Consider the following 21,857-nt stretch of genomic DNA (forward strand, 5'->3'; position numbering starts at 1 on the left):
ACCGTGGACTCGTGCGCATCCTCTGCATCCTCGGTCTCGTCTCGGCATCGATCCTCGGCGGTACGCTCTCCGCTGCCGCCGCCGATGCGTCGACGGCGCATGAAAGCGCGGTCAGGAGCTACGCCGAGGCGTTCGCGACGCCCGGGGTCGCGGCAGCGGTCATCTCGAATGGTGACGTCGACCTGATCGTGCACGGCCGTGACGGAGCGGGCGACCCGATCACTCCGCAGACGCCGTTCCGGATCGCGTCGATGAGCAAGTCGATCACGGCGACCGCGATCATGCTCCTCGTGCAGGATGGAGCGCTGGCGCTCGACGACCTCGTCGTCGAGCGGCTCCCTGAATTCACGATGGCCGACCCCAGGCATCGGAACATCACGATCAGACAGCTCTTGTCTCATACGTCGGGGCTCTCGCTGCAGACGAACGACGAGTTCTCGCTGCCGGCGCCGCGCAACACGCGGGCGGTGGTGGCTGAACTCACAGGACGACGACTCGTCGCGGATCCGGGTGCTCGTTTCGAATACCACAACACGAACTACTCGCTGGCGGCCCGCATCGTCGAGGTCGTCTCCGGGCAGAGCCTCGACGAGTTCCTCCGTCTGCGGCTTTTCGCCCCGCTCGGGATGCTCGACTCTCGAAGCGTCGACGCCTGTGATCAGAGCGTCGACGGGCTCACGCCCGGCTACTCCGTGGTGCTCGGGGTCGCCTATGTCATGCCGGAGATGCCCGGCCGATGCGGCGGCAACGGTGGTGTGGTCTCAACGCTTTCCGACATGGTGCAATGGCTGGGTTTCAACCAGGGTGACGTCGGCGCGGACATCCTGGATCCGGTGCTGCGGGAGGAACTGCATTCTGTGCAACCGGGCGCCGTGTCGTATGCCCTGGGATGGCAGAACCTCGGTCCGGACGGAGCACCAGCGCCCGGCGTCCTGTCGCACGGGGGTACTCTCGCGACGTTCGGCGGGTCGATGGCCTTCGACACCACCACCGGTACCGCAGCCGTGGTGCTGACGAACGGGGTGGGCTCCCCCGGCGAGCTGGTGCGTCACCTGATCGAAGGCGACCCGTCCGCGGCGACGTACGAGAATCCGCTGGATATCGCGAACAGGATCCTCCTGGGTGTCACAGCGTTCGCGTCGATCGTTCTGCTCGTCACGACGCTGAGGGGTCCGCGTTGGGCGAGGCGGATGCGCGGAGAGGGGAGGTCGCGTGCCGGTGCCCGGCTCGTTCCGTTCGCGCTCGTCATCGTGGCGGGGTTCTTCGTCCCCCTGGTGCCAGGGCTGCTCGGGGGATCCGTCAACTGGCAGTACTGGGTGATCGACCTCTGGCTGTTCCCGCTCCTGGACGCTCTGGGACTCGTGCTCGTACTGGGTGGCACAAGCGCGCTGGTGAGCAGGATCGTGGCGCTGCGGTTGGACTCGCGGGCGCCCGGAGGATCTCAGCCCGCGGAGCCGGTGTCCCGGACGCTCGTGAGACCCGATGCGACGGGACCGCGCGACAGCACGTGACCACGTCGGAAGGCGAGACGTGTCCACCGCCCCGACTTCGACACGCGGACCTGCTCCTCACCGGAGATGAACCCCATCGCGTCGGCAGCGAAGGCGATTCCCCGAGGGAGGCCGTCGAGGTCCTCGTCGGGTTCGCCCCAGATCGCCGCACGCAGGGCGCGTACGGCCTCTTCGCCGGATCCCGGGGCTGCGCCGCGGGCGACGGCGGAGATTCCCCACTGCGCGCGCTGCGCGATCACAGATGCGTCGAGCTCGCCTACGGGCTCCCAAGAGCCACGGGGCGGAGCCACCCCGGCCCAGGCGGGCGACATCCCGGTCTCCGGGAGACCGAGCCGCTGCGGCTCATCGGTCTGCGAGAGCTGGTCGACCACGATGTCGCACTCGAGCTCGGGGTCGGCGTGCACGATCCGCATCGCGAGGATCGTCGGTGTCTGGTCGAAGAGTCCATGGGGAGCGAGCGCCGCGGTCGTGAGGGCGAGCACACCGTTCCCCGCCTGCAACCGTACTCCCTCGTCCGTGATCCGTGACGCGCGTCCCACGAACGTGAGGACGTCCTTCGCTGTGTCCGGGTCGGCGAGGAGGAGGTGATGCGGCACGCGTTCTAAACTACCAACGGAGCGGCGCCTCGGGGCGCGGAGAGGAACAGATGAGCACGGACGAGCACGCCACCCGGACCGTCGAGCGGCTGCTCGAAGTGCTCGATCTCGATTCGACGCAGGCAAGGACCACGGAGGACATCTTCACGGGTTCTTCGCACCCGATGCCGAGCGGACGGATCTACGGTGGCCAGGTCCTCGCTCAGGCGCTCCTGGCTGCCGAACGCACGCTCCCCGAGGATCGGGCTGCGCACTCGATGCACGGCTACTTCCTGCGCCCCGGCGACGCGAGCCAGGGCATCACGATCTCTGTGGACCGCATCCACGACGGACGTTCCTTCTCGACGCGCCGTGCCCAGGCGTACCAGAACGGTGTGCCGATCTTCTCGATGATCGCTTCCTTCCAGGACGCGGACCCCGGTGTCGAACATGCGGCATCGATGCCGGAGGGCATTCCCGCACCGGAAGACCTGGCTCCGGACGAGGCCCGCGTGCAGGGGCTCCCCGGCGGGACGGCCCGGATGCTGAGCGAGCGGGCAGCGGACATCCGTCACGTCGACTCGCCGTTGTATCTGCCCAGTGACGACGAGCGCATACCGCAGCAGGCCGTGTGGATGCGCCTGCGGGCTCCGCTCCCCGACGACCCGCGTCTGCATCGCGCAGCCCTCGCCTACCTCAGCGACATGACGATCCAGGAGTCCATCCTTCGGGCGCACGGCGTGTACTGGGCGCTTCCCGGTCTCAAAGTCGCGAGCCTCGATCATGCGATGTGGTGGCACCGGCCCGCGCGGGTGGATGAGTGGCTCCTGTACGTGCAGGAGTCGCCGAACGCGCGCGGCGGACGGGGACTCGCCACTGGCCGGATCTTCACCCGAGACGGCGAGTTCGCGGCGAGCGTCGCGCAGGAGATCATGATCCGCGTCCCTGACGATCAGGACTGACGAGCAGCACTGACCAGCAGCACTGAAGCGTCTGCCGAGTTTGACTGGCCCGACCGGCTTGAAGAGCTGGCAGCTCCGGTCGAGGCGCGCTGCGACCGGGACCGCGGCCGGTGTCAGCGGTGGGTGTACTCGATCGATTCGCCGACGTACGGCTCCCAGACGTCGCGCATCTCCTGGGTCAGGCGGGTCGGGCGACCGGTCTGCGCGTCGACCAGGACGATGATCGCCGTCGAGCGCGCGTAGATCTGACGAGGTTCCGCCGTCGGATCGTTGTGTACCTCGTAGCAGACCTCGACGCTGGATCCGCCGAGCTTGCCGAACCACATCTGCACCTCGAGCGGTCGCCGCTGATACGGCACCGGCGCGAGGTATTCGATCTCCTGGCGGGCGATCAGCGTGAGGATCCCCTCTTCGATGCCCGAATCGAGCACCGCCGTCGATGGAGCCTCCTCGCCGGGGCCCGCACGCCAGAACGCTCGCACGCGAGCCTCCTCGAGCAGTTTCAGCATCGAGGTGTTGTTGACGTGGTTGAATGCATCCAGATCGCCCCAGCGGAGCTGGATCGGGATGTGCAGGCGGGGCCCCGGCGTCGCGGTCATGACGGAGTCAGTCGCGCGTCAGCTTGCGGTGGGTTGAGCGGTGCGGCTTGGCGGCATCGGCTCCGAGACGCTCGATCTTGTTCTCCTCGTACGCCTCGAAGTTGCCCTCGAACCAATACCACTGGTCCGGCTTCTCGTCGGTTCCCTCGTAGGCGAGGATGTGCGTGGCGATGCGGTCGAGGAACCACCGGTCGTGGGTGATCACCACGGCGCAGCCGGGGAACTCGAGCAGCGCGTTCTCCAGTGAGCTCAGGGTCTCGACGTCGAGGTCGTTCGTGGGCTCGTCGAGAAGAAGCAGGTTGCCACCCTCCTTGAGGGTCAGCGCCAGGTTGAGGCGGTTGCGCTCACCACCGGAGAGCACGCCGGCCTTCTTCTGCTGATCGGGGCCCTTGAAGCCGAACTTCGACACGTAGGCGCGCGACGGGATCTCGGTCTTGCCGACCGTGATGTAGTCGAGTCCGTCGGAGACGACCTCCCACAGCGTCTTGTTCGGGTCGATGTTGGAGCGGGACTGGTCGACATAGCTGATCTTGACCGTCTCACCGATCTTCAGGTCTCCGCCGTCGAGCGGCTCGAGCCCGACGATGGTCTTGAACAGGGTGGTCTTTCCCACACCGTTCGGCCCGATGACGCCGACGATGCCGTTCGGCGGGAGGCTGAAGCTGAGTCCATCGATGAGCGAGCGCCCGTCGAAGCCCTTCTTCAGGTTCTTGGCCTCGATGACCACGCTTCCGAGACGCGGGCCCGCCGGAATCTGGATCTCCTCGAAGTCGAGCTTCCTGGTCCGCTCCGCCTCGGAAGCCATCTCCTCGTATCGGGCGAGACGCGCCTTCGACTTGGTCTGGCGACCCTTCGCGCTGGAACGCACCCACTCCAGCTCCTCCTTGAGGCGCTTGGCGAGCTTGGCGTCCTTCTTGCCCTGGATCTCGAGGCGTTCGCCCTTCTTCTCCAGGTACGTCGAGTAGTTGCCCTCGTAACCGATCAGGCGGCCGCGGTCGACCTCGGCGATCCACTCGGCCACGTGGTCGAGGAAGTACCGGTCGTGGGTGATCGCGATGACGGCGCCCTTGTATGCCTGGAGGTGCTGCTCGAGCCAGAGCACGCTCTCGGCGTCGAGGTGGTTGGTCGGCTCGTCCAGCAGCAGCAGATCGGGCTTCTGGAGGAGCAGCTTCGCCAGCGCCACGCGACGCTTCTCTCCACCCGACAGCGGTGCGATGGCCGCGTCTCCCGGAGGGGTGCGGAGGGCGTCCATGGCCTGCTCGAGCTGCGAGTCGAGGTCCCAACCGTCTGCCGCGTCGATCTCCTCCTGAAGCGAGCCCATCTCGGCGAGGAGAGCGTCGAAGTCGGCATCGGGATCCGCCATCAGAGCGGAGATCTCGTTGAACCGGTCGAGCTTGGCCTTGATCGCGATCCCGTCCTGGATGTTCTCCAGAACGGTCTTGGTCTCGTCGAGTTCAGGTTCCTGCATCAGGATGCCGACCGTGAACCCCGGGGAGAGCTTCGCCTCGCCGTTCGACGGGGTGTCGAGTCCTGCCATGATCTTGAGGATGGTCGACTTACCCGCGCCGTTCGGACCGACCATGCCGATCTTGGCCCCGGGGAGGAACGCCATGGTCACGTCGTCGAGGATGAGCTTCTCGCCCACCGCCTTGCGCGCACGAACCATCGAGTAGATGTACTCAGCCACCGAAAACCGCTCCTTCTGTTGGCGTCGAAGATCGACACTCCAGCCTACCGGCCCCCTGGCATCTCACCAGTCGATCGGACGCGTGGTGCCGACGAGACAGCGCCCCTCCGCGAGCTGCGGGAGAACCGCCGTGACGACCTGACCGGTGGAAGGGCCGACCTGGCCGACGAGGCACTCGTCATTGCCCCAGCGGACCGAGAACTGCAGACTCTCCGCCGGGTTGCCCACCGTGGTCAGATCCTGGGTCACCTGCATCGAATCGCGATCGAATCCTGCGCCGATCAGCGCGTCGATGTACGCCCGACCTTCGCCGCGCTGCTCGGTCGCCCAAACGCCCTCCGCGGTAGCGGTGAACAGCGGCAGATTGTCGTCGGCGCTACCATCCGGCACGAGAACGGGCCCGACGGGTGCCGTCGATTCCGCGTCCGGTGAGGCGGAGGCCGTGGCGGAGGGAGACGGTGCGGCGGTCGGCGTGCAGCCGGACAGGAGCATGGCGACGACAGCGGCGGCGGCTAGTGCACCGGCTGTGCGCGGCGGAGGAAGGACCGATCGACGAAGCACGTGCCGAGTCTACGTCGCCTTCTCATCACACCTGCGCTGTCCTCGTGCCCCCCGTTCACGCGCGCAGCCGTGCGCCGTCGCCGAGGCAGCGCCCGTCACGCGCTCCCGGCCACCTCTACGTCCGGTGCCGACCAGGAGAGTGCGAACGCGGATGAATCGCTCCCCGAGCCCAGCGCATCGACGTCATCCTCGGAGACACGCGTATCCGGTGATTCGGTCGACGTGTCGGGAGCACTCGTCTGCGGACGCGGCTGCGGGCGATACGCCGTGGTTCCCCACCGCAGATCATGGCCGATCGCATCTGCCTCGATGTCGACACTGGTGCCGTGCTTCCCATTGCTCTCCCAGTTGCGGATCTTGAGACGCCCCGTCACGATGACGCTGTCTCCCGTGCGCAGCGACGCCTTGGCGTTCTCTCCGAGGTGGCGGTACGCCGCCACCGAGTACCAGTTGGTGCCCGAATCCGTCCACGTCTGCGTCGCGGCATCGAAGCGACGGTGCGTGGTGGCAAGGCGGAAGTTGGTGACAGGGACCCCTCCGCCTGTCTGTGTCTGCGTCGGGTCGGTGGCGACTCGTCCCACGATGGTCAGGGTGTCGATCATGTTCGTATCCTCTCGATCGCCGGGTCTTTTCCGGCTTTCTCCAGCTTGCGCGGGAGCCTCGGGCCGTGGATGCGGTGAAGACGCGACCGGTGGACAGATTGCAGATCGCGCGGACGGTGGAGAGAAAGCCCCGATGACAGCGACGGAACCTGCGACGGCGAATGTCGGTGGTCGGTCATACCTTCGAATCATGAAAGGAGTACCGATGTCCGACCACCTGACCACCTCCCTACCCGACGTCCCGTTCGCGACGCCTCGACTCTCCTCTGCGCGCGAGCATCTGGTCCGCGCTGCCGATCACCTCTGGAGGGTGCAGGATCGCCGGGAGCACATCCTGGGTCATCTCCGGATCGTCGCCGATCCGCTGGGGCTTCGGTACCGCGCCGAACGGCTGCACCTCGCGACGGGCGTGTTCCGCGTCGTCGGCGAGTTCTGGCGTGTGGACGACGCGGTCGCCGCTCTGCGTGCTTCCTGACGACGGCCAGGAGGCCGGTCCCCTTCCGCGTCTCTCACCGGGATTCGATGCTGCGTGGTGCCCCCGGCAGGATTCGAACCTGCGACCAAGAGATTAGAAGGCTCCTGCTCTATCCCCTGAGCTACGGAGGCGCACGCGTCTAGAGTATCGCGCTCCTGCCGAACGATCATGACGCCGGTTCCGGTCGGGGATGTCGGGACCGTCGATAGGATGGCGACATGGTATCTGCGTCCGAGAATGACCGCCTCGTATGGATCGACTGCGAGATGACGGGCCTCGATCTCGCAGTCGACGAACTCGTGGAGATCGCGGTCGTGATCACCGACTTCGAACTCAACCCCGTCGATGCGGGGTTCCAGGTGGTGATCAGAGCCAGCGAAGCGGCCCTCGATCACATGAATGACTTCGTCACGAACATGCACGAGACCTCGGGGCTCATCGACGAGATCGCAGGCGGTCTCTCGCTCGAAGAGGCGGAGGCGCAGACTCTCGCCTATATCAAGCGCTTCGTTCCGCTTGAGCGGAAGGCTCCTCTGGCAGGCAACACGATCGGCACGGACAGGATGTTCCTGGCAAAGTACATGCCCCAGGTCGATCAGTGGCTGCATTACCGCAACGTCGACGTGTCGAGCATCAAAGAGCTGTCGCGCCGCTGGTATCCGCGGGTGTTCTTCCAGGCTCCCTCGAAGGACGGCGGTCATCGCGCCCTTGCTGACATCCTGGAGTCGATCAGGGAGCTCCGCTACTACCGGGAGGCCGTGTTCGTCGATGAGCCGGGTCCGTCCAGCGACGAGGCTCGCGAGATCGCTTCGCGTACGGTGTCAGAGTTCACTCCGAACATGTAATAGACTCGTATGGTTGCCCGCTCCGGTGGGCACATGGTGGGTATAGCTCAGCTGGTAGAGCGCTGGCTTGTGGTGCCGGATGTCGCGGGTTCGAGTCCCGTTACTCACCCTCCAGAAGAAGGCCCGAATCGCAAGGTTCGGGCCTTCTTCGCATCTGTGCCTCAAATGATGCGCCCCCGCGAAGCCCTAGACTGACGACGTGTCGCTTGCGGTCTGGTTCTCGTTGCTGACCGCTTCCGTCGTCATCAGCTTCACGCCGGGGGCCGGCGCGATCAACACGATGTCGAATGCGATGAATCAGGGATGGCGTCGTTCCATCTGGGGCATCGTCGGGCAGCAGATCGCCCTGATCGTCCATGTGGCGGTCGTCGCCGCGGGAGTCGGGCTCCTCGTGTCCCGTTCGGAGCTTCTCTTCAACGGGATCCGCTACGCCGGAGCGGCCTACCTCGTGTTTCTCGGCGTCCGGCTGATCCTGACGAAGCCGACCGTGGCGGTCGAGGACGCACCCGTTCCGGTCGACTCCCGTGAGAGTCCGTGGTCGATGATCCGCCGCGGCTTCTGGGTGAACCTGCTCAATCCCAAGGCGATCGTGTTCTTCCTGGCGTTCATCCCCCAATTCGTCAGACTGGATCAGCCCCCGCTCCCCCAGTACCTCACGCTCATCGCGACGGTGATCGTGGTGGACGTGATCGTGATGTGGGGGTTCTTCGCGGCAGCCGCGCGTCCGTTCCGTCGCCTCACGCGAACCGCGCGCGGACAGCGAGTGCTCAACACGGTCTTCGGCACGCTCTTCATAGCGGTCGCCGCGATTCTCGTTCTCCTCCACTGAGGGCTGTCGCCCCTAGGCTGGAGGGGATGGACATGGATGCGGCCGCCTTCGAAGAGCTCGTGATCGACGAGCTCGATCTGCTCCCCGACGACATGGTCGAAGGGCTCGACAACGTGGTGTTCGTGGTGGAGGACCGCCCGGAGGACGGCAGCCTCGATCTGCTCGGTCTCTATGACGGACTGGCGCTGACGGAGCGGACGCAGTACGGGATGGGCGAACTCCCCGATCGCATCGTCGTCTACCGCGAACCGCATCTTGCGCAGTGCGAGACGGAGCAAGAACTCCGCGACGAGATCCACACGACGTTGGTGCATGAGATCGCTCACTTCTACGGGATCGATGATGCGCAGCTGCACGAGTTGGGCTGGGCATGACGATGCCCACGGCAGTCCCCGATCTCGAGGAGACGATCGAACTCAGTGCCGCACCTCTGGAGCCGTGGCAGGTCGTCGTCTGGAATGATCCGGTGAACCTCATGAGCTACGTCGTCCGCGTCTTCCGGAAATACTTCGGCTACTCGCTCGACCACGCGACAGCGCTCATGCTCGCGGTGCACAACGACGGGCACGCGATCGTGGCCACGGGTCCCCGGGAGACCATGGAGGTCCACGCGCAGGCGATGCACGACTACGGCCTCTGGGCGACGGTCAGAAGGGCCTCCCCATGACTTCAGACCGCATCACCGTCACGATCAGCGCCATCGAGGAGCATCACCTGGCGATGCTGCTCGACGACTTCATCGAGCTCATCGGTGAATCGCGGAACGGCGAGGACCCGGCCGTCGACCGCCTGACGCCCAACCCGTATCCCGATGACCCCGACGCCGCTGCCGATTTCGCCGGGAGCACGCGGAAGGATCTGCTCGATCGGCGCCTCGCGGACGCGCGTCGCATGCGTGCTGCGCTTGAAGACGTCTCTGCCCCCAATGCGGGCCTCACGGATGCAGACGCGGTTCGCACTCGTGACCTCTCCATCACCCTGGGCGATCTGGAATCGTGGCTCCGCACCGTGACGGCCCTCCGGCTCGTGATCGCTGATCGTCTGGGGATCACGACGGACGAGCACGCGATGTCGGACAGCCGTCACGACGTGTACGACTGGCTGGGCTATCGTCTGGAGCTTCTCATCCAGGCAGCAGACGAAGCCGAGTCGGGCGCGTAGTCAGGGAACCTCGACGATACGCGTCGCCAGGGAGCGAGGATCATCCCGCTCGATGTGACGGCGTTCCTGCGCGGCCCAGCGGTCCCAGTGCGGGCGATAGGTGTCCCCGTCGCGAGCGAGGGCGCGCGCCTTCCGCGAGGCTTCGGCCGACTCCACCCAGATTCTGACGTCGGCGAGACCCGCCGTGGAGGGGCGAAGGATGCCGCTCCCCTCGACGATCACTCCGAGGGAGGGGTCGACGGCATGACTCTCCGCCTCGGACTGCTCTTCCCAATCCCAGCGGCGCCAGATGCCGATGTAGCCGCGCCCGTGCGGACCGAGGATCCACTCGCGGGCGCGCTCCGCGCCGCCGTCGAGTCCGTCCCAGCCCGGATAGAGGGAATCCAGGGCGATGAGCTGCACGTGCCCGACCACGGGCCAACGTCTCACCAGCAATGCCGCGAGAGAGGACTTGCCGGCCCCGCTGCCGCCGTCGATGAGGACGACCGGATTCGCCGCGGCCACGGCACGGACGTCCTGCTCGATCAGCGCCGCGGCGTGCTCCAGTGCAGCCGCGACCGGATCGTCACTTCTTGAGGGCACGGATGATGCGAGTGAGCGCCCGTCCGGCGACCCAGACGAAGGGGACAGCGACCACGAGCAGCGTGATGATGTTGGGCTCGAAGCGCAGACCCTCCTCGCGACGCACGTACACGCCGACCGGGACCGAGACGCCACCGCCACCGCCACCCTCGCCGCCGTCTCCGCTGCCGCCGCCGAATCCGGAGTACGTGAACGCCACCGGGGTGATGCTCACCCCACCGACGTCCTGTGGTTCTCCGTATGCGCTCTTCACTCCGAAGGACGCAGCCTGCTTTCCGAGTTCCAGTGCAATGTTCGGCATCCCCCCACGCTAGCCCAGGAACCGCACCGGTGCGTGATCAATCCACGCCGTGGGCCTTCGGATGCTGAGCGGCTCCCCGACCGTCGCCGCGACCTATGTGCCGCGCACGACTGATCGTCGCCGTGCCGAACCGAGCGACGGCCTCGTCGACGGCCCCCTCGACTTTGCGCCAGTCCTCATCTTCGTCCCAGAGAGCCAGACCCCCGCCGCCGGCAGGACGCAGGTTCTCGGCGCGAACACCGACGAGCCGGACGGGGTCTCGCCGATCGATCAGCTCGAACAGCGACTGCGCGGCCTCGCCGATGCGTTGCCCCACCGCGGTGGGTTCGCTCAAGGTCTGGGAGCGGTTCACCGTGCGGAAGTCGTCGAAGCGGATCTTGACGGCGACGGTCGAGGTCTCCCACTCCGCGCGCCGGAGCCGAGCCGCGACCCGGTCGGCCAGCCGCAGCAGTTCGGCTCGCAAGAACGGACGGTCGAGGATGTCGTGGTCGAACGTCTCCTCGTGGCCGATGCTCTTCTCCACCCGCTCCGTGTGCACCGCCCGCGGGTCTTCCCCCCGCGCGAGTTCTCCGAGACGCATGCTGAGAGCCGTGCCCACGGCGCGTTCGACCATTCCGGGGCGCGCATCGCGGACGTCCTGCACCGTGCGGATACCACGCGCCTCCAGAGCCTCCGCGGCTTTCGGACCGACGCCCCACATGGCCCGGACCGATCTCGGCGCCAGGAAGTCGAGGGTGTCCCTCGCAGCGACCACGAGCATCCCGTCGGGCTTGGCGATCGTCGAGGCCATCTTCGCGACGTGCTTGGTCGCCGCCACTCCCACGCTGCAGGTGATTCCCACCTCGTCGAGGACTCGTTGTCGGATGAGGTCGGCGATGCGTGCAGGGCTCCCCCAGAGTCGACGCACACCCTGCACATCGAGGAACGCCTCATCGACGGACAGCGGCTCGACCAGCGGGGTGAACGACTCGAAGATCGCCATGACCTGCTGGGAGACCTCCTGGTAGCGGTGGAAGTGCGGCGGGACGATGCGCGCGGTCGGGCACAGTCGAAGGGCCTGCGACACCGGCATCGCCGCCCGGACGCCGTAGCGTCTCGCCTCGTACGATGCGCTCGACACCACGGAACGCCCATCGGGAGCTCCGATGATCAGAGGCAATCCGCGGAGGGAAGGATCGTCGAGCACCTCCACGGCGGCGTAGAACGCGTCCATGTCGACATGGAGAATCCGCGTGCCGGAGTCGTCGGCGTCGGGGGCGGATACGATCCGCCCCCGTCCGTCACCGTGTCCCATACGACCATTCTCCCCCGGGCCTCCGACACGAGGCCCGGGACGGCGCGCTACTGCGCAGCGCGCTCGAGAATGAGCTCACGGACACGGGCGGCGTCCGCCTGGCCCTTCATCGCCTTCATGACGGCCCCGATCACGGCGCCGGCGGCCTGCACCTTGCCGTCCTTGATCTTGGCCATCACATCGGGCTGCGCTGCGAGGGCCTCATCGATGGCGGCGATCAGCGCTCCGTCGTCGGAGACGACCGCGAGCCCACGCGAGTCGACCACTTCCTGCGGCGAACCCTCCCCGGCGATGACGCCCTCGAGCACCTGACGCGCGAGCTTGTCGGTCAGGGTTCCCGCATCGACGAGCTGCTGCAGAGCAGCCACGCTCTCCGGGCTGATCAGCTCGGTCGCGTCCTTCTCCTGGGAGTTCGCGATACGGGTGATCTCACCGGTCCACCACTTGCGCGCGGTCGCGGGGGTCGCCCCGGCGGCGATGGTCGCCTCTACGACCTCGAGCAGACCGCCGTTGCGGACATCCTGGAACTCCAGGTCGGTGAATCCCCATTCGGTCATGAGGCGGCGGCGGCGAGCCACCGGCTGCTCCGGAAGCGCCTCGCGCAGTTCCTCGACCAGCTCGGCTGACGGCTCCACGGGCAGCAGATCCGGTTCCGGGAAGTAGCGGTAATCGTCGGCATCCGACTTGGGCCGTCCCGGCGAGGTCGTGCCGGTGTCCTCGTGCCAGTGCCGGGTCTCCTGCGTGATGGTGCCGCCGTCCGCGAGGATCTGCGCCTGACGCTGGATCTCGTATCGCACGGCCCGCTCGACGGAGCGCATCGAGTTGACGTTCTTCGTCTCGGTGCGGGTGCCGAGCTTCTCCTGTCCGCGCGGACGCAGGGAGACGTTGGCGTCGCAGCGCAGGTTGCCGCGCTCCAGACGCGCTTCGGAGATACCGAGTCCCCGCACGATGTCGCGGATGGCCTGCACATAGGCCTTCGCGACCTCCGGCGCACGGTGGTCGGTGCCGAAGATCGTCTTCGTCACGATCTCGACCAGGGGCACGCCGGCGCGGTTGTAGTCGACGAGCGAGTACTCGGCGCCCTGGATGCGCCCGGTCGCACCGCCCATGTGGGTCAGCTTCCCGGCGTCCTCTTCCATGTGCGCGCGCTCGATGGGGATCGTGATGAGCGTCCCGTCCTCGAGCTCGACCTCCACCGAACCCTCGTACGCGATCGGCTCGTCGTACTGCGAGATCTGGTAGTTCTTGCCCAGGTCGGGGTAGAAGTAGTTCTTCCGCGCGAACCGGCTCGATTCGGCGATCGAGCAGCCGAGAGCCAGACCGAGACTGATCGAGGAGCGGATTGCCGTCTCGTTCACGACCGGAAGCGAGCCCGGGAGCCCGAGGTCGACCGGCGCGATGAGCGTGTTCGGCTCGGCGGCATGGAAGGCCTCGTTCGCCGGGTTCGGTGCATCAGAGAACATCTTGGTGTTGGTGTTCAGCTCGACGTGCACCTCGAATCCGAGGACCGGCTCGAACAGCTCGAGCGCCTTGTCGAAGTCCATGAGCTTGGCGGCGGCCATCAGCGCTTCCCTCCTGCGAGCTGCGGTGCACGGGTGAGCAACGGCGCACCCCACGAATCGACGAGGAGCGTCTCGAGCGCTGCGCCGACCTTGTAGAGACGAGCATCCTCGCGCGCCGGAGCGATGAACTGGATGCCCACGGGGAGGCCGTCTTCGTCTGACAGACCACTGGGGATGGAGATCCCCGGGACACCGGCCAGGTTCACCGGGATGGTGGTGATGTCGTTGAGGTACATCTGCAGCGGGTCGTCGATCTTCTCGCCGAGCTTGAACGCCGTGGTCGGCGCGGAGGGCGTCGCGATCACGTCGACCTCGGCGAACGCGTTCGCGAAGTCCTGCTGGATGAGCGTGCGAACCTTCTGGGCGCTGCCGTAGTAGGCATCGTAGTAACCCGCCGAGAGCGCGTACGTGCCGAGGATGATCCGGCGCTTGACCTCGTCGCCGAATCCGGCATCGCGCGTCGCGGACATGACGTCCTCGACCGTCGGGTTGCCGTCGGGGGTCACCCGCAGGCCGAAACGGACCGAGTCGAACTTCGCGAGGTTGCTCGACGCCTCCGCCGGGAGGATCAAGTAGTAGGCGGCGACGCCGTACTCGAAGTGCGGCGCGCCGATCTCGACGATCTCCGCGCCCTGGGCCTCCATCAGCGCGAGCGCGCTGCGGAAGGACGCGGCGACGCCGGGCTGGAAGCCGCTGTCGGGAAGCTCGCGGATCACGCCGACCTTTAGCCCCTTGAGCACGTCACCGCGCGCGCCCTCACGGGCAGCCTCGGCGAACGAGGGCCACGCATCGCGCAGGGAGGTCGAGTCCTTGGGATCGTGGCCGCCGATCGCGTCGTGCAGCAGTCCGGAGTCGAGCACGGTGCGGGAGACCGGGCCGACCTGGTCGAGGCTCGAGGCGAGGGCGATCGCGCCGTAGCGGCTCACACCGCCGTAGGTGGGCTTGACGCCGACCGTGCCGGTCACGTGCGCGGGCTGACGGATCGAGCCGCCCGTGTCGGAACCGAGCGCGAGCGGCGCTTCGAACGCGGCGACGGCCGCGGCCGAGCCACCACCGGAACCGCCCGGGATGCGATCGAGGTCCCAGGGGTTGTGCGTGGGGCCGTATGCCGAGTGCTCGGTGGACGACCCCATCGCGAACTCGTCCATGTTGGTCTTGCCGAGCGGGATCAGTCCCGCGGCGCGAGAGCGTGCGACCACCGTCGCGTCATACGGCGAACGGTAGCCCTCCAGGATGCGCGAGCCACTCGTGGTGGGCTGGTCCGTCGTGACGAGGACGTCCTTGATCGCGAGAGGGACTCCCGCGAGCGGGCCCAGCTCTTCACCCGCCGCACGACGGGCATCGATGGCTGCAGCCGCCTCGATCGCCCCTTCGTTGACGTGCAGGAACGCGTGGACGTCGCCGTCCACCGCGGCGATGCGGTCGAGATGAGCGCGGGTGGCCTCGACACTGGAGATCTCGCCGGAAGCGAGCTTCGCGGCCAGATCCGCCGCGTCCAGACGGATGATGTCGGTCACTGCTCTTCTCCCAGGATCGCGGTCACACGGAATCGGCCGTCGGCGGCATCCGGGGCGTTCTGAAGCACCTGCTCGTGCGTGAGCGTCTGCCCGACCACGTCGGGGCGGAAGACGTTGCTCAACGGGATGGGGTGGCTCGTCGCTGCCACGTCGGCGGTCGCGACCTCCGACACCTTGGCGATGTTGTCGACGATCGCGTCGAGCTGGCCCGTGAGCCGCGACACCTCGTCGTCGTTCAGCTGGATGCGTGCGAGCACACCGAGGTGGCGCACGAGTTCAGGGGTGATTTCAGACACTCCCCCAGTCTAGTTGGAGCACCCGTCACTCCTCTTCCCTGCACGGCCGTCGACATATGCTGGGCGGGTGAGCACGTTCCAGCCCCCGCGCCCGTGGACCGCCAGCTACGCCGCGGGCGTCCCGGAAGACCTGCCTCCCGTCGACGGATCGCTCGTCGACATCGTCGCCGCCTCGGCACGCGACTATCCGGATGCCCCCGCCCTGCAGTTCTTCGGCCGCGAGACGACGTACGCCGAGCTGCAGGCCGCCATCGACCGGGCGGCGACGGGCCTGCGAGACCTGGGCGTCCGCGCCGGCGACCCGGTGGCCATCGTGCTCCCCAACTGTCCGCAGCACATCGTGGCGTTCTACGCGGTGCTCCGACTCGGCGCGGTCGTGGTCGAGCACAACCCGCTGTACACGCCGCGCGAGCTCCGCAAGCAGTTCGAGGACCACGGCGCGAAGCATGCGATCGTGTGGAACAAGGTCGTCTCCACGGTGCAGGAGTTCCCCGCCGACCTGGCGGTGACGAACCTCGTCTCCGTCGACGTGACCCGCGCGATGCCCTTCCTCACCCGCTTTGCCCTGCGTCTGCCCGTCGCCAAGGCCAGGGAGTCCCGCGCAGCGCTCACCGAGAAGGTCCGCGGCACGGTGCTCTGGGACTCGCTGATCGCCACAGACCCGATTCCGTCGTCGCACCCGACGCCCGCAGCCGACGACCTGGCGATCATCCAGTACACCTCAGGCACCACCGGGACGCCGAAGGGTGCCGCGCTCACGCACCGCAACCTCCTCGCCAATGCTGCGCAGTCGCAGGCCTGGGTGCCGTCGATCCAGCGCGGCAAGGGATGCGTCGTGTACGCGGTGCTGCCGATGTTCCACGCATACGGCCTCACGCTCTGTCTGACGTTCGCGATGTCGATGGGCGCGCGACTCGTGCTCTTCCCGAAGTTCGACCCCGATCTGGTTCTCGACGTCGTGAAGAAGCATCCCGCGACGTTCCTCCCGCTCGTGCCACCGATCGCCGACCGCCTTCTGAGCGCTGCCAAGGCCAAGGGTGTGTCGCTCGACGGCATCGAGGTCGCGATCTCCGGGGCCATGGCACTGCCCCACGAGCTGGTGGTGCCCTTCGAGGAGGCGACCAACGGCTACCTCGTCGAGGGCTACGGCCTGAGCGAGTGCTCGCCCGTACTCATGGCGAACCCCGTCGCCGACAACCGCGTGTCCGGCACCGTCGGACTTCCGCTGCCCGGAACCGAATGCCGGGTGGTCGACCCGGAGAACCCCACGGAGGACGTGCCTGCAGGAGCGGCGGGAGAACTCGTGGTTCGCGGACCGCAGGTCTTCTCCGGGTACTACGGCAAGCCGGAGGAGACGGAGGCCGTGTTCGTCGACGGGTGGTACCGCACGGGCGACATCGTCACGATCGACGAAGCCGGCTTCGTGCGCATCGTCGACCGCATCAAGGAGCTCATCATCACCGGCGGCTTCAACGTCGCCCCCACCGAGGTCGAGAATGCGCTGCGCCAGCACCCGCAGGTGGTCGACGCTGCGGTCATCGGACTTCCGAGCGAGCACTCGGGCGAGGAGGTCGTGGCCGCGATCGTCGTCGATCCGGAGACCGAGGTCGACGTGGAGGCCATCCGCGAGTTCGCGCGCAGCATCCTGACGCCCTACAAGGTCCCCAGGAGGATCTTCGTGGTCGACGAACTCCCGAAGTCGCTCATCGGCAAGGTGCTCCGTCGGCAGGTCAAGGAGAAGCTGGTCGCCCTGAACACCGGCTCCTGAGGACGCCCTCACAGGCGGCGAGACGTTCGGCGCGCTACCCTTGGGAAGTGACCCCTGAAGATGCAGTGCTGACCGACGCCCCCGAGGACTCCCCCGCGACCCCCGGATTCGAGGAACTCGGAATCACCGGGCCCGTCCTCAAAGCCATCAAGGACCTCGGCTACGAGACCCCGTCGCCCATCCAGGCGGCCACTATCCCTACCCTCCTCGCCGGGCGCGACGTCGTCGGCATGGCGCAGACCGGAACCGGCAAGACCGCGGCATTCGCGCTGCCCGTGCTCGAGCGTCTCGATGTCGCGCAGAAGACGCCGCAGGCGCTCGTGCTGGCTCCGACCCGTGAGCTCGCCCTCCAGGTGTGCGAGGCGTTCGAGTCGTACGCGTCCAAGATGAAGGGTGTTCACGTCCTCCCCGTCTACGGCGGACAGGGCTACGGCGTGCAGCTCTCGGCTCTGCGCCGCGGGGTGCATGTCATCGTCGGGACACCGGGCCGCATCATGGATCACCTCGCCAAGGGCACACTCGACCTGTCGCAGCTGCAGTACCTCGTGCTCGACGAGGCCGACGAGATGCTGAAGATGGGCTTCGCGGAGGATGTGGAGCAGATCCTCGCGCAGACACCCGAGGAGAAGCAGGTCGCGCTGTTCTCCGCCACGATGCCGCCGCAGATCCGCCGCCTCGCGCAGAAGTACCTGCGCGAGCCGGAAGAGATCAGCATCAAGTCGAAGACCGCGACGGGCACGAACATCACTCAGCGGTACCTCGTGGTCTCGTACGCGCAGAAGGTCGACGCGCTGACCCGCATCCTCGAAGTCGAGAACTTCGACGGCATGATCGTCTTCGTCCGCACCAAGAACGAGACCGAGACGCTCGCCGAGAAGCTCCGCGCCCGCGGCTACTCAGCCGCAGCCATCAACGGCGACGTGCCTCAGGTGCAGCGCGAGCGCAGCGTCAACCAGCTCAAGGACGGAAAGCTCGACATCCTCGTCGCGACCGACGTGGCCGCGCGCGGGCTCGACGTCGAGCGCATCAGCCACGTCGTGAACTTCGACATCCCCACGGACACCGAGTCCTACGTGCACCGCATCGGTCGCACCGGGCGCGCGGGACGAACGGGCGACGCGATCAGCTTCATCACCCCGCGCGAGCGCTACCTGCTCAAGCACATCGAGAAGGCGACCCGACAGCAGCCCACTCAGATGCAGCTGCCGAGCACGGAGGACGTGAACACCACCCGGTTGACCCGGTTCGACGATGCCATCACCGCCGCTCTCTCGGAGACCGGGCGCATCGACGCGTTCCGCGACATCATCGCGCACTACGTCCGTCATCATGATGTGCCGGAGAGCGACGTCGCCGCGGCGCTGGCCGTGGTCGCGCAGGGAGACAAGCCTCTGCTCCTCGATCCCGCCAACGATGCGCTCACCAGGGCCGTCGAGGCGGACAATCGGCCGCAGCGGGAGCGCCCCGCTCGTGACGCGCGCGAGCCTCGGGGCGAACGCCGCAGCCGTGGCGACTACACCGCCTATCGCATCGAGGTCGGCAGGCGTCACCGTGTCGAGCCGCGCCAGATCGTCGGCGCCCTCGCCAACGAGGGCGGCCTGGGCCGTGACGACTTCGGGGCGATCAACATCCGCCCCGACTTCTCGACCGTCGAGCTCCCGTCGAACATGGATCCCGCCGTGCTCGACAAGCTCCGCGACACCCGCATCTCGGGCCGCCTCATCGAGATCAAGCCCGACCGCGGTCCTGGCGCTCGACGTAGCGGCCCTCGCGAGGATCGTCCCTCCGGCGGTCGCGGTGACCGTTTCGATCGTCGTGACCGTGACGAGCGCCCTGCGCGCGAAAGCCGGGACGAGAAGCCCTTCCGCAAGCCGCGCCACAAGAGCTGACGGCGGGTCGCGCGCGGCGGTGTCTAGTCGCTTCCGCGCGCGAGCCGTGCGGCGACGGCGATCAGCGGCTCTGGATGTGCCAGAAGGGCCCGTTGCTCCGGGTGCGAGATCAGGTGAGCGATCAGTCGGTGCGCTCCCGTGACGGTCGGGGTCCAGTAACCTCCGACGTGATGACGGCTCAGCGGGACGGTGCGCGTCTCCCCTTCGACGACGAGCTTCGCGGAACCGTCATCGGGATCGATCCCGGGATCGCTCAGCATCAGGGCGGTCAACGCTCCGAGCAGCACAGTGCCCGTGAGACCGGGGAGGCGGAAGTTCGTCGTCGGAACGTCGAGTTCGATCTGCTCGAGTCCCGTCCACGGCACTATTCCGCGATTCTCGACTCCGTCGCGGATGATCACGGCCTCGGGCATCAGCCGCAGGTGGTTCCGACCGGGATCACCGACAGCCAACGCCTCGGGGACGACGATCAGCGGACCGAAGCGTCTCACGCCCCTTCGCCCGCGGGAGGGAGCGCGTCCGGCCCCTCCGTCACCAGGATGTGGAACTGCGCCGCGTCGAGGATCCGGAGACCGAGCTCCTCCGCCTTGGCGAGCTTGGACCCCGCGCCGGGGCCGGCGGCCACGAAGTCCGTCTTCTTCGACACGCTCGACGCCGCCTTTCCTCCCGCGTTGATGATGGCTTCCTGCGCACCCTCACGCGTGTAGCCGTCGAGCGAGCCGGTGGCGACCACCGTCAGTCCTTCGAGCACTCCCCCTGCGGCGACGGCAGCGCCGGGACCGGGGTGACCTGGTGTCTTCCACTGCACCCCCGCATCCGCCCACTGCTCCACGATCTCTTTGTGCCAGTCGACCTCGAACCAGGCGAGGAGCGAGTCGGCGATGATGCCGCCCACGCCCTCCACGGCAGCCAGCTCGTCGCGCGTAGCCGTGCGGATCGCGTCGAGTGAGCCGAACCACTGCGCGAGCGCCCTCGCAGCGACAGGTCCGACGTGGCGGATGTTCAAGGACACGAGCAGACGCCACAGGTCCTTCTTCTTCGCCTTCTCGAGCTCGGCGAGAAGAGTGAGCGCCTGGGACGAGGGCTGCGGACCCTCGAGGCCGGACTTCTTCTCGGCCGCAGTCGGGTTCCGTCGGAACGGGGCGCGCCTCTTGACGATCCCGTCCTCGTCCTCCTTGGGAAGCCCCGTCTCCGCATCGCGGACCACCAGCTCGATGGGGACGAGCTGGTCGAGCGTGAGGGCGAAGAGGCCTGCCTCGGTCTCGAGCGGCGGCACCGCGGGAGACGTCGGCTGTGTCAGAGCGGCGGCGGTGACCTCGCCGAGGGCCTCGACATCGAGGGCACCGCGGGAGCCGATGTGCTCGACACGTCCGCGCACCTGCGCCGGACACGAACGCGCGTTCGGACACCGCAGATCGATGTCGCCCTCCTTCATCGCCCGAAGCGGAGTGCCGCACTCCGGGCACTCCAGGGGCATCACGAACTCGCGTTCCGTGCCGTCGCGCTTCTCGACGACCGGACCGAGGACCTCGGGGATGACGTCGCCGGCTTTGCGCAGCACGACGGTGTCTCCGATCAGCACGCCCTTCGCCTTCACGACGTCCTTGTTGTGCAGAGTCGCCTGCCGGACGACGGACCCCGCGACCTGCGCAGGAGCCATCACCGCGAAGGGCGTCGCGCGGCCGGTGCGGCCGACCGACACCACGATGTCGAGGAGCTTCGTCTGCACCTCTTCCGGCGGATACTTGTACGCGATCGCCCAGCGCGGAGCCCGGCTGGTCGCGCCGAGCTCGTCATGAAGCTCGAGCTCGTCGACCTTCACCACGATGCCGTCGAGCTCGTGCTCGATATCGTGGCGGTGTTCGCCGAAGTACTCCACGAACGTGACAACCTCATCGATCGTGTGGCACACCCTGGTGTGCGGGCTCGTCGGCAGCCCCCACTCGGCCAGCAGATCGTAGACCTCGCTCTGCGCCGCGACGGGAGGGTTCGACCATGCGCCGACGCCGTGCACGTAGAGCGCGAGCGACTCGATGCGCAGCAGGCCGGCTTCGAGTTCGAGGCCGTTCTTCTTGTCGATCTGCTGACGCAGGCCGCCGCTCGCCGCGTTGCGGGGATTTGCGAACGCGGGGAATCGGCGCGCGGCGGCGGTGCGAGCCTTCTCCTCGTCGAAGGGCTTCTTCGCTCCGCCCCGCGCCTCCCAGCGCTCGAGCGCATCGGCGTAGGCGCGATCGCGGAACGCCGCCTGGGCCGCGTTGAGCCGTTCGAACGCGGCGACGGGGATGAAGACCTCCCCGCGCACCTCCACGATGGCCGGGTGGCCCTCACCGCTCAGTCGATACGGGATCTCGGGCAGCCGAAGCGCGTTCTCCGTGACGATCTCCCCCACGCGTCCGTCGCCCCTGGTCGCAGCAGAAGTGAGCACGCCTTTCTCATAGCGGAGATTGATGGCGAGGCCGTCGATCTTCAGCTCGGTGAGCCAGGCGACATCGCGTCCGGCGGCGGCCTTCGTCTTCGCGGCCCATTCCCGCAGCTCATCGATGGAGAAGACGTTGTCGAGGCTGAGCATGCGCTCCGCGTGCTCGATGGTCGCGAGACCCGTCGCCTCAGCCGCCCCCACCATCTGTGTGGGCGAGTCCTGCCCCTGCAACTCGGGATGCAGACGCTCGAGCTCTTCGAGTCGGCGCATCCAGCCGTCGTAGGTGGAATCGTCGACGATCGAGGTGTCGCGGCCGTAGTAGGCCTCCTTCGCATCGAGGATGCGCGTGGTCAGCTCCTCGGCTTCGGTTCGGGCGTCTTCCAACGAGATGTTCTCCGGCACGCCGTCAGTCTACGAGCGGG

General features: G+C 67.4%; 23 protein-coding genes and 2 tRNA genes. 11 read left to right on the forward strand and 14 right to left on the reverse strand.

Translation table 11 applies throughout. The features are described 5' to 3' along the window. Positions 1-11: 11 nt before the first annotated feature. Complete coding sequence (locus AAY78_RS03830; protein ID WP_082108561.1) at positions 12-1,511, forward strand: serine hydrolase domain-containing protein; 1,500 nt, start codon at positions 12-14, stop codon at positions 1,509-1,511. Here the strand turns inward: AAY78_RS03830 and AAY78_RS03835 are convergent. Then, positions 1,442-2,107 (reverse strand): hypothetical protein, encoded by a 666-nt coding sequence (locus tag AAY78_RS03835; protein ID WP_046747035.1) that lies wholly within the window; start codon positions 2,105-2,107, stop codon positions 1,442-1,444. The genes AAY78_RS03830 and AAY78_RS03835 overlap by 70 nt on opposite strands. Before the next feature lie 50 nt (positions 2,108-2,157). On the opposite strand from AAY78_RS03835, the gene AAY78_RS03840 reads away from it, so the two are divergent. Continuing rightward, the gene (locus AAY78_RS03840; RefSeq protein WP_046747036.1) at positions 2,158-3,048 is read left to right on the forward strand and encodes an acyl-CoA thioesterase; all 891 of its coding nucleotides are present in this window, start codon (positions 2,158-2,160) and stop codon (positions 3,046-3,048) included. 113 nt (positions 3,049-3,161) lie between these two features. Here the strand turns inward: AAY78_RS03840 and AAY78_RS03845 are convergent, their stop codons facing one another. The 4 genes from AAY78_RS03845 to AAY78_RS03860 all read right to left on the reverse strand — a co-directional run bounded on the left by AAY78_RS03845 (position 3,162) and on the right by AAY78_RS03860 (position 6,497). Next, complete coding sequence (locus AAY78_RS03845; protein ID WP_046747037.1) at positions 3,162-3,647, reverse strand: acyl-CoA thioesterase; 486 nt, start codon at positions 3,645-3,647, stop codon at positions 3,162-3,164. 7 nt (positions 3,648-3,654) lie between these two features. Next, positions 3,655-5,334: an energy-dependent translational throttle protein EttA gene (gene ettA / locus AAY78_RS03850; RefSeq protein ID WP_046747038.1), complete on the reverse strand. Its 1,680-nt coding sequence runs from the start codon at positions 5,332-5,334 to the stop codon at positions 3,655-3,657. A gap of 63 nt (positions 5,335-5,397) precedes the next feature. Continuing rightward, positions 5,398-5,895 (reverse strand): DUF6993 domain-containing protein, encoded by a 498-nt coding sequence (locus AAY78_RS03855; protein ID WP_046747039.1) that lies wholly within the window; start codon positions 5,893-5,895, stop codon positions 5,398-5,400. A gap of 95 nt (positions 5,896-5,990) precedes the next feature. Next, entirely contained in the window at positions 5,991-6,497 is a 507-nt protein-coding gene (locus tag AAY78_RS03860) for a single-stranded DNA-binding protein (protein ID WP_046747040.1), read from the reverse strand. Between the two features lie 205 nt (positions 6,498-6,702). Between AAY78_RS03860 and AAY78_RS03865 the strand changes: the two genes are divergently transcribed. Continuing rightward, positions 6,703-6,972: a hypothetical protein gene (locus AAY78_RS03865; RefSeq protein ID WP_052748636.1), complete on the forward strand. Its 270-nt coding sequence runs from the start codon at positions 6,703-6,705 to the stop codon at positions 6,970-6,972. A gap of 55 nt (positions 6,973-7,027) precedes the next feature. Here AAY78_RS03865 and AAY78_RS03870 read toward each other — a convergent pair. Next, a tRNA-Arg gene (locus tag AAY78_RS03870) sits at positions 7,028-7,103 on the reverse strand. 87 nt (positions 7,104-7,190) lie between these two features. Here AAY78_RS03870 and orn point away from each other — a divergent pair. From orn to AAY78_RS03900, 6 genes are all read left to right on the forward strand, one after another. Next, positions 7,191-7,817, forward strand: a complete 627-nt coding sequence (gene orn, locus AAY78_RS03875) for an oligoribonuclease (protein ID WP_046747041.1) — start codon at positions 7,191-7,193, stop codon at positions 7,815-7,817. Between the two features lie 35 nt (positions 7,818-7,852). Continuing rightward, a tRNA-His gene (locus AAY78_RS03880) sits at positions 7,853-7,927 on the forward strand. 89 nt (positions 7,928-8,016) lie between these two features. Continuing rightward, positions 8,017-8,646: a LysE family transporter gene (locus tag AAY78_RS03885; protein ID WP_046747042.1), complete on the forward strand. Its 630-nt coding sequence runs from the start codon at positions 8,017-8,019 to the stop codon at positions 8,644-8,646. A 26-nt stretch (positions 8,647-8,672) separates the two neighbouring features. Next, complete coding sequence (locus tag AAY78_RS03890) at positions 8,673-9,020, forward strand: metallopeptidase family protein (protein WP_046747043.1); 348 nt, start codon at positions 8,673-8,675, stop codon at positions 9,018-9,020. Beyond that, positions 9,017-9,313: an ATP-dependent Clp protease adapter ClpS gene (gene clpS / locus AAY78_RS03895; RefSeq protein ID WP_046747044.1), complete on the forward strand. Its 297-nt coding sequence runs from the start codon at positions 9,017-9,019 to the stop codon at positions 9,311-9,313. The genes AAY78_RS03890 and clpS overlap by 4 nt, the downstream gene beginning before the upstream one ends. Then, entirely contained in the window at positions 9,310-9,807 is a 498-nt protein-coding gene (locus tag AAY78_RS03900; protein ID WP_046747045.1) for a DUF2017 family protein, read from the forward strand. The genes clpS and AAY78_RS03900 overlap by 4 nt, the downstream gene beginning before the upstream one ends. On the opposite strand, the gene AAY78_RS03905 is transcribed toward AAY78_RS03900, so the two are convergent. The 6 genes from AAY78_RS03905 to gatC are packed head-to-tail and all read right to left on the reverse strand — an operon-like array spanning position 9,808 to position 15,359. Continuing rightward, complete coding sequence (locus AAY78_RS03905) at positions 9,808-10,389, reverse strand: hypothetical protein (RefSeq protein ID WP_082108562.1); 582 nt, start codon at positions 10,387-10,389, stop codon at positions 9,808-9,810. It lies immediately after the preceding gene. Beyond that, the gene (locus AAY78_RS03910) at positions 10,373-10,690 is read right to left on the reverse strand and encodes a hypothetical protein (protein ID WP_046747046.1); all 318 of its coding nucleotides are present in this window, start codon (positions 10,688-10,690) and stop codon (positions 10,373-10,375) included. Before AAY78_RS03910 ends, AAY78_RS03905 begins: the two co-directional genes overlap by 17 nt. 37 nt (positions 10,691-10,727) lie before the next feature. Further along, positions 10,728-11,984 (reverse strand): DNA polymerase IV, encoded by a 1,257-nt coding sequence (gene dinB, locus AAY78_RS03915; RefSeq protein ID WP_046747047.1) that lies wholly within the window; start codon positions 11,982-11,984, stop codon positions 10,728-10,730. Positions 11,985-12,031: 47 nt separating this feature from the next. Further along, the gene (gene gatB, locus AAY78_RS03920; RefSeq protein WP_046747048.1) at positions 12,032-13,546 is read right to left on the reverse strand and encodes an Asp-tRNA(Asn)/Glu-tRNA(Gln) amidotransferase subunit GatB; all 1,515 of its coding nucleotides are present in this window, start codon (positions 13,544-13,546) and stop codon (positions 12,032-12,034) included. Beyond that, positions 13,546-15,063: an Asp-tRNA(Asn)/Glu-tRNA(Gln) amidotransferase subunit GatA gene (gene gatA / locus AAY78_RS03925; RefSeq protein ID WP_046747049.1), complete on the reverse strand. Its 1,518-nt coding sequence runs from the start codon at positions 15,061-15,063 to the stop codon at positions 13,546-13,548. The genes gatB and gatA overlap by 1 nt, the downstream gene beginning before the upstream one ends. Then, positions 15,060-15,359, reverse strand: coding sequence for an Asp-tRNA(Asn)/Glu-tRNA(Gln) amidotransferase subunit GatC (gene gatC, locus AAY78_RS03930; RefSeq protein ID WP_026049703.1), 300 nt, complete (start codon positions 15,357-15,359; stop codon positions 15,060-15,062). The genes gatA and gatC overlap by 4 nt, the downstream gene beginning before the upstream one ends. 67 nt (positions 15,360-15,426) lie before the next feature. Between gatC and AAY78_RS03935 the strand changes: the two genes are divergently transcribed. Both AAY78_RS03935 and AAY78_RS03940 read left to right on the forward strand, forming a co-directional pair. Continuing rightward, entirely contained in the window at positions 15,427-17,127 is a 1,701-nt protein-coding gene (locus AAY78_RS03935) for a long-chain-fatty-acid--CoA ligase (protein ID WP_046747050.1), read from the forward strand. A gap of 47 nt (positions 17,128-17,174) precedes the next feature. Then, the gene (locus AAY78_RS03940; protein ID WP_442922329.1) at positions 17,175-19,016 is read left to right on the forward strand and encodes a DEAD/DEAH box helicase; all 1,842 of its coding nucleotides are present in this window, start codon (positions 17,175-17,177) and stop codon (positions 19,014-19,016) included. 23 nt (positions 19,017-19,039) lie between these two features. Here the strand turns inward: AAY78_RS03940 and AAY78_RS03945 are convergent, their stop codons facing one another. Further along, the gene (locus tag AAY78_RS03945) at positions 19,040-19,507 is read right to left on the reverse strand and encodes a hypothetical protein (RefSeq protein ID WP_046747052.1); all 468 of its coding nucleotides are present in this window, start codon (positions 19,505-19,507) and stop codon (positions 19,040-19,042) included. After that, positions 19,504-21,837, reverse strand: a complete 2,334-nt coding sequence (gene ligA, locus AAY78_RS03950; protein WP_046747053.1) for an NAD-dependent DNA ligase LigA — start codon at positions 21,835-21,837, stop codon at positions 19,504-19,506. The genes AAY78_RS03945 and ligA overlap by 4 nt, the downstream gene beginning before the upstream one ends. Between the last annotated feature and the right edge of the window lie 20 nt (positions 21,838-21,857).

The sequence above is a fragment of the Microbacterium sp. Ag1 genome (assembly GCF_001005635.1).
GTDB classification, from domain to species: Bacteria; Actinomycetota; Actinomycetes; order Actinomycetales; family Microbacteriaceae; genus Microbacterium; species Microbacterium oxydans.